This is a genomic window from Actinomadura geliboluensis (assembly GCF_005889745.1).
In the GTDB taxonomy this organism is placed as follows: Bacteria; Actinomycetota; Actinomycetes; order Streptosporangiales; family Streptosporangiaceae; genus Spirillospora; species Spirillospora geliboluensis.
Map to the genome: position 1 here is coordinate 25,265 of NZ_VCKZ01000043.1, position 6,736 is coordinate 32,000.

The window sequence follows — 6,736 nt, forward strand, 5'->3', positions numbered from 1 at the left end:
CCGGGCAGAACAGCCGATTCGACGGGGTTTCGACCGAGATTTCGGCGAGCATACAACCAAAACTAACCACGTGGTAGGTTTTGCGATGACGAAACCTACCGCCTGGTCAGTTCCGTGCCGGGCGGCCGGTTTCGTTGCGGTCGAGGCCGGGACGCAGGCCGTACCGTTGGCGCTGCACCCGGAACCCGTGCCGCGAGCGGCCGAGGCGGCGCCGCCGGTTCCGGCGTGCCCACCAAGCCGGAGATCCAGAGAGGCCCCTGCCGATGACCGAACAGACCCCCCGCAAGCTGACGAAGGGCGAGCGGACCCGGGCGAGCATCCTCGACTCGGCCACGGAGCTGTTCTCCAAGTCGGGGTTCCACGCGGTGTCGCTGCGCGACATCGCCGCGCACGCCGGGCTCACCCATGCCGGGCTGCTGCACCACTTCCCCGGCAAGGAGAGCCTGCTGATCAAGGTGCTCGGGCGCCGCGACCGGGTGGACGCCCGGCTGCTGTTCGAACCCGCCGTGCGGGACCGTCCCGAGAAGCTGCTCGGCATCATCGTCGGCATCGTCTGGCGCAACATGCAGACGCCCGGGCTCGTCGGCCTCTACGTGAAGATCTCCGGCGAGGCCGCCGACCCCGAGCATCCGGCGCACGACTACTTCGTCCAGCGGTACCGGGTGCTGCGGGAGCGGCTGACGCAGGCGCTCACCGCGCTGTTCGCCCAGGCCGATCCGCCGCTCGCGCACGACCCCGCGCTCGTCGCGAGCCAGCTGCTCGGGTTGATGGACGGGCTGCAGACGCAGTGGCTCCTCGAACCGGAGGCCGTCGACATGCACGCGTCCGTCGTCGCGTTCCTGCGGCAGCTCGGCCTCACCATCGACTTCCCGTCCCCGGAAGACGTCGTCCCCGGCGCGGACGCCGTCCCCGGCGCGGACGCCGTTCCGGGCGCGGACGTAGTTCCGGGCGCGGATGCCGTTCCCGGGCCGGACGCCGTTTCTTCCGGCGACTCGCCGACACAAGCCGAACCATGAGCCGAGGAGTCACATGACCCAGTCCGAGCCGGCATCCGCCGCGGAGCCGACGCTGAACGACGTCGCGGAGCCGACGCTGGAGGAGGTCGCGGAGCTGACGCTGGAGGAGAAGGCGTCGCTCACGTCCGGGAGCAGCACCTGGCGGTCGACCGCCGTCCGCGACGCGGTGCCCGCCGTCACCTTCGCGGACGGCCCGCACGGCATCCGCCGGCAGGTCAAGGGGTCCGGGGACGCGCTGGGGCTCACCAACAGCGTCCCCGCCACCTGCTTCCCGCCGGCGGTCGCGCTCGGCTCGTCCTGGGACGCGGCGCTGGCGCGGCGGGTGGGCGCGGCGCTGGCGCGGGAGGCGTCCGCGCTCGGCGCCGACGTCGTGCTCGGGCCCGGGGTCAACATCAAGCGGTCCCCGCTGTGCGGCCGGAACTTCGAGTACTTCTCCGAGGACCCGCACGTCACGGGCGTGATGGGGGCCGCCCTCGTCGCCGGGATCCAGTCGCGCGGGATCGGCGCCTGCGTCAAGCACTTCGCGGTCAACAACCAGGAGACCGACCGGATGCGGATCAGCGCGGACGTCGACGAGCGGACGCTCCGCGAGATCTACCTCGCCGCGTTCGAGTACATCGTGCGGGAGGCCGCGCCCTACACGGTCATGTCGTCCTACAACAAGATCAACGGGGTGTACGCGAGCGAGAACCACTGGCTGCTCACCGAGGTCCTGCGGGACGAGTGGGGCTTCGACGGGCTGGTCGTGTCCGACTGGGGCGCCGTCAACGACCGGGCCGCCGCGGTCGCCGCCGGGCTCGACCTGGAGATGCCGCCGACCCGCACCGACCAGCAGATCGTGGACGCCGTCCGGGACGGGCGCCTGGACGAGGCGGCCGTCACCCGGTCGGCCGCGCGGGTCCATGCGCTGGCGCGGCGCGTCGCGGCCGCCGAGCGGTACGAGGACTGGGACGCCGGCGCCCACCACGACCTCGCCCGGGAGGCGGCGCGCGGGTCGGCCGTCCTGCTGAAGAACGAGCACGGCGTGCTGCCGCTGACGCCGTCCGCGCGCGTCGCGGTGATCGGGGAGCTGGCGCGGACGCCGCGCTACCAGGGCTACGGCAGCTCGCACGTCGTCCCGACGCGGCTCGACTCGGCCTGGGACGCGCTGCGGGACGCCGGGCCGGAGTTCGGATTCGCCGCCGGGTACCGGCTGGACGGCGCGCCGGACGAGCCGCTGAAGCGGGAGGCGGTCGAACTCGCCGCCGAGGCCGACGTCGCCGTGCTGTTCCTCGGGCTGCCGGGCGAGGCGGAGTCGGAGGGCTTCGACCGGACGTCCATCGACCTGCCCGAGGTGCAGGTCGGGCTGCTGCGCGCCGTCGCGCGGGCGTGCTCGCGGGTCGTGGTCGTGCTCGCCAACGGCGGCGTCGTGGCGGTCAGCGGCTGGGCGGACGACGCGGACGCGATCCTGGAGGCGTGGCTGCCCGGCCAGGCGGGCGGCTCGGCGATCGCCGACCTGCTGCTCGGCGCGTGCAGCCCGTCCGGGCGGCTGACCGAGACGATCCCGCACCGGCTCGCGGACGTCCCGTCCCACCTGCACTTCCCGGGCGGAGACGGCCACGTCGCGTACGGCGAGGGGCGGTACGTCGGCTACCGGTACTACGACACGCTGGACGTGGACGTCGCCTACCCCTTCGGCCACGGCCTGACGTACACGCGGTTCGAGTACACCGACCTGGCCGTCACCGAGACCGGTCCGAACGCGTGGGCGGTCGAGTGCACCGTCACGAACGTCGGTGAGCGGGCCGCCGCCGAGGTCGTCCAGCTGTACGTGGCCTTCGACGAGGAGCACCCGACCCGTCCGCGGCACGAGCTGCGCGGCTTCGCCAAGGTCGAGCTGGAGCCCGGCGCCGGGACGCGGGTGTCGTTCACGCTGACCGGACGCGACATCGCGTGGTGGTCGGTGTCGCGCGGCAGCTGGCGGATCGACGTGGGGCCCTTCACAGTGGAGGTCGGCGCCTCGTCCCGCGACATCCGGCTGCGGCGCGCGGTGACCGCCGCCGGGGACGGGCATGTGGACGCGCTCAGCCGGATGTCGACGCTCGGCGAATGGCTCGATCATCCGGTCGGGGGGCCGGTGCTCAGGGAGCGGATCGGGACGCGGTTGTCGGAGTCGGCCGATCTGCCGCCGGCGCTGTTCACGCTGGTGCGGGGCATCCCGCTGGCCAAGTTCAGCACCTTCGGGATCGGCCTGACCCCGGACGTCGTGGACGAACTCGTCGCCGCCGTCTCCGGCGGTGTCGCCTAGAGGGCCGTGCGGCCGGTGGCGAGGTCGCCGAGGTGGCGGGCGCTGGGCTTGACCGTCCGGGTGAACGTCGTCCGGTCGACCGCCACCAGGCCGAACGTCGGCGCGTAGGTGCCCCACTCGTAGTTGTCGAGCAGGGACCAGTGCAGGTAGCCGCGCACGTCGATGCCGTCCTCGATCGCCTCGTGCAGGCCGGTCAGGGCGGCGTCGGTGTACTCGGCGCGCTCCGCGTCGTCGGCGGTGGCGATGCCGTTCTCGGTGATCAGGATCGGCACGCCGGGGATGCGGTCCGCCGTGTGCCGGACGGCGTTGCCGAGCGCCGCCGGATGGAACTCCCAGCCGATGAGGGTCCGCCGGGCGTCGGCCGGGACGGGCAGCGCGCCGTCCCGGCCGATCAGGACGCGTGTGTACGCCTGGACGCCGATGAAGTCGTCGTCCGCCGCGACGTCGAGGAACTGGTCTTCGCGGGACCAGGCCCATTCCCGGCATTCGGCGTCGGCGCCGTCGACCGGCTCGAAATTCTGGTTCGCGACCGTCCAGCCCGCCTTGAAGCTGGTGAGCTCCTCGCGGGCGGCGCGGTGCGCGGTGATGAGCGCGTCCGCGATGGCCTGGTCGGGCGGGGGCATCGCGCCGGCGACGTTCTCCTCGCGCTTCTCCGCCTTCACCATGTTCGCCATCATCGCGAGCATGTTCGGCTCGTTGATGGTGCAGACCCATTCGACGCCGTCCAGGATCGGCAGGACGGCCCGTACATAGCGCCGGAACCTCTCGGTCGCCTCTGGGGACGTCCAGCCGCCCGCCTTTTGGAACCAGAGGGGAGTGGTGAAGTGGTGCAGTGTCACCACCGGTGTGAGGCTCCGCTCCAGACAGCCCTCGATGATGCGGCGGTAGTGCGCCAGTTCGGCTCGTGAGATGTGGCCTTCCACGGGCTCGATGCGCGCCCATTCGATGCTGAAACGGTAGGCGTTGAGGCCGAGGCTCTGGACGATGTCGAGGTCTTCCGGCCAGCGGTGGTAGGAGTCGCAGGCGTCCCCGCTGCGGTCGGGGAGGAACCCGCCGGGCCTGTTCTCCAGCGCCCAGAAGTCGCTGGCGGTGTTGTTGCCCTCGGTCTGGTGGGCGCTGGTGGCCGCGCCCCAGAGAAATCCGTCCGGGAAAGTGCGCACACTGCCTCCTCTATGGATCTAGCGCCAAAACTTACCACTTGGTAAGGTTTCGCCGCTTCCTCCTCTCCCCCCTGGAGCTGCCGTATGCGTCTGCGCCCGCGTGTGCCTTTGTCTTTGCGCCTGCGTCCGCGTCTGCCTTTGCGTCTGCGGTTGGGCTTCGCCGCAGCCTTGCCCGTTCCGATGCTGGCCACGACCTTGGTCGCCGTCCCCGCCGCTTCGGCGGCCGGGTACTCGATGCGATCCGTCAGCCTTGACGTGAAGGTCGGACCTGGCCGTGATCAGCCGTGCAGGGTTGTCGCCGACCTGTACGAGCCTGCCGGTACGGGTCGGGCCCCGGCCGTGCTGACCACGAACGGCTTCGGCGGCTCCAAGGACGACCTGGCCGGGACGGCGAAGGCGTTCGTGCGGCAGGGATACGTCGTGCTCGCCTACTCCGGGCTGGGCGCGGGCGGGAGCACGTGCCGCATCACCCTCGACCATCCCGACTACGACGGCGTCGCCGCCCGCCACCTGGTGAGCTTCCTCGCCGGGAAGGTCGCGTCCTCGGACGGGACGCGCGTGACGTCCGTCCGGCTGGACGGTCCCGGCGACCCCCGCGTAGGCATGATCGGTGGCTCGTACGGCGGTGGTGCCCAGTTCGCCGCCGCCGGCATGGACGGCCGGATCGACGCGCTCGTCCCCATCGACACCTGGCATGACCTGCGCTACTCCCTGGCTCCCAACAACGAGTTGGCATCGTCCGGACGGCTGGCTTCTGCTGGACCTGGCGCGACGAAACTGCTGGGGGGCCTCGGCTTCTTCGCGCTGGGCGCCTACCGGGGTGTGAGTGAGGCGCAGGCGGATCCGTCCCGGCTCATGGGCTGCCCCAACTTCCCGACCGCCCTCTGCCAGGCCGTCGCGGAAAGCCTCATCTTCGGTACGCCGCGCTCGAACAGCCTGGCCTACCTGCGGGCGGCCTCGGTCGCGTCCTATGTCTCGCGGATCAAGGCGCCGACGCTGCTCGTCCAGGGCCAGACCGACACCCTCTTCAACTTGCAGGAGGCCGCCGAGACGTACCGGGACCTCAAGGCGCAGGGCACGCCGGTCAAGATGATCTGGCACTCCGGCGGCCACAGCGGGCCCAACGCCGCCGGTGACCTGGACTTGGAGAACCCGACCGCGAACTACGTCGGCCGCCGGGCTCTCGCCTGGTTCGCGCACTACCTCAAGGGTTCTTCGACTGGTGCCGGCCCGGCGTTCGCTTACTTCCGTCCTTGGGTCTCCTATGACGGGGATGCCACTCCTGCCTACGCGAGCACGCCCGTTCGTTCGCAGCGGCTCTACCTCTCCGGTAAGGACCGCCTGGTCTCGTCCAAGTCCAAGGTGGTGAGCGGCCGGGCGTCCTACAGCAACCCGCTGGGTGCCTGGCCGACGTCGTTCTCTGAGCTGTCGCTGTTCCAGGACGCGCTGAACGACATCCCACCGGCCGACGCACCGGGCACCTTCGCCGCCTGGACCTCGACTCCGCTGACCCAAAACCTGGACGTCGTCGGCTCGCCCACTCTCTCGGTGCGGCTCACGTCGCCCGCCGCCGCCTGGTCGCAGACGCGGGGTGTGGACGGTCGACTGGTTCTCTTCGCCAAGCTCTACGACGTGGCCCCGGACGGCACCGCCACATTGGCGCGCCGGCTCGTCTCCCCGGTGCGAGTAACCGACGTCCGCAAGCCGGTGACCGTCGCGCTGCCTGGCATCGTCCACCGCTTCCGGGCCGGTCACCGGCTGCGCGTGGTCGTCGCGTCCAGCGACCTGAACTACTTGGGGAATCGCGCCGTTCTCCCGGTCACCGTCCGCACCAATCCGAAGACTCCAGGGACTCTCGCGCTTCCTGTCGGGTAGCCGGTGGTAATGGCTTGGGGATTCGTTGCTTGGTGAATGGACCGATGGCGCCGCCGGGCAGGATGGGGTGAACGGTGAAGGCGTGTGGGCGGCCGGAAATCGTTCTCATGTTCCGCGATCGTTTCTCGGATTGCTCCGATGCGTGATCTCGTCCTGGCTTGTTCGATCAAGGTCTGAACGAGTCGGTCTCTTCTCATGCCGCGAATTGTGGTGGGGGCGGCGCTGCGTACGGGGCCGCCCCTCCAAAGTCAAGGGCGCCTTCGGCGTCGCTTCGCGATGGGACTCCGTCCCACCCTTGACTTCGGAGCCTCTGCGGCCCCTGAGTGCAGCTTTCGTCGGGCAGGCTCCGCCTGCCCTCTGCCCGACGCGCCGCCCCCACCCCAACCAGAAACACACAA

The 6,736-nt window shown here is 70.9% G+C and carries 4 protein-coding genes; 3 read left to right on the top strand and 1 reads right to left on the bottom strand.

Annotation, left to right across the window (positions count from 1 at the left end):
- Window positions 1-263: 263 nt before the first annotated feature.
- Window positions 264-1,016, top strand: a complete 753-nt coding sequence (locus ETD96_RS09125; RefSeq protein ID WP_138635865.1) for a TetR/AcrR family transcriptional regulator — start codon at window positions 264-266, stop codon at window positions 1,014-1,016.
- 13 nt (window positions 1,017-1,029) lie between these two features.
- Window positions 1,030-3,303, top strand: coding sequence for a glycoside hydrolase family 3 C-terminal domain-containing protein (locus ETD96_RS09130; protein ID WP_138635866.1), 2,274 nt, complete (start codon window positions 1,030-1,032; stop codon window positions 3,301-3,303).
- Here ETD96_RS09130 and ETD96_RS09135 read toward each other — a convergent pair.
- The gene (locus ETD96_RS09135) at window positions 3,300-4,463 is read right to left on the bottom strand and encodes a glycoside hydrolase family 1 protein (protein WP_138635867.1); all 1,164 of its coding nucleotides are present in this window, start codon (window positions 4,461-4,463) and stop codon (window positions 3,300-3,302) included. The two genes, ETD96_RS09130 and ETD96_RS09135, sit on opposite strands and share 4 nt — an antisense overlap.
- 234 nt (window positions 4,464-4,697) lie before the next feature.
- Between ETD96_RS09135 and ETD96_RS09140 the strand changes: the two genes are divergently transcribed.
- Window positions 4,698-6,338: a CocE/NonD family hydrolase gene (locus tag ETD96_RS09140; protein ID WP_274704596.1), complete on the top strand. Its 1,641-nt coding sequence runs from the start codon at window positions 4,698-4,700 to the stop codon at window positions 6,336-6,338.
- Window positions 6,339-6,736 lie beyond the last annotated feature (398 nt).

What these genes read in the sequence shown, in the direction of transcription:
- ETD96_RS09130 (WP_138635866.1), top strand. Translation starts at nt 1,030, where the DNA reads ATGACCCAGTCCGAGCCGGCATCCGCCGCGGAGCCGACGCTGAACGAC.
- ETD96_RS09140 (WP_274704596.1), top strand. Translation starts at nt 4,698, where the DNA reads ATGCGATCCGTCAGCCTTGACGTGAAGGTCGGACCTGGCCGTGATCAG.
- ETD96_RS09125 (WP_138635865.1), top strand. Translation starts at nt 264, where the DNA reads ATGACCGAACAGACCCCCCGCAAGCTGACGAAGGGCGAGCGGACCCGG.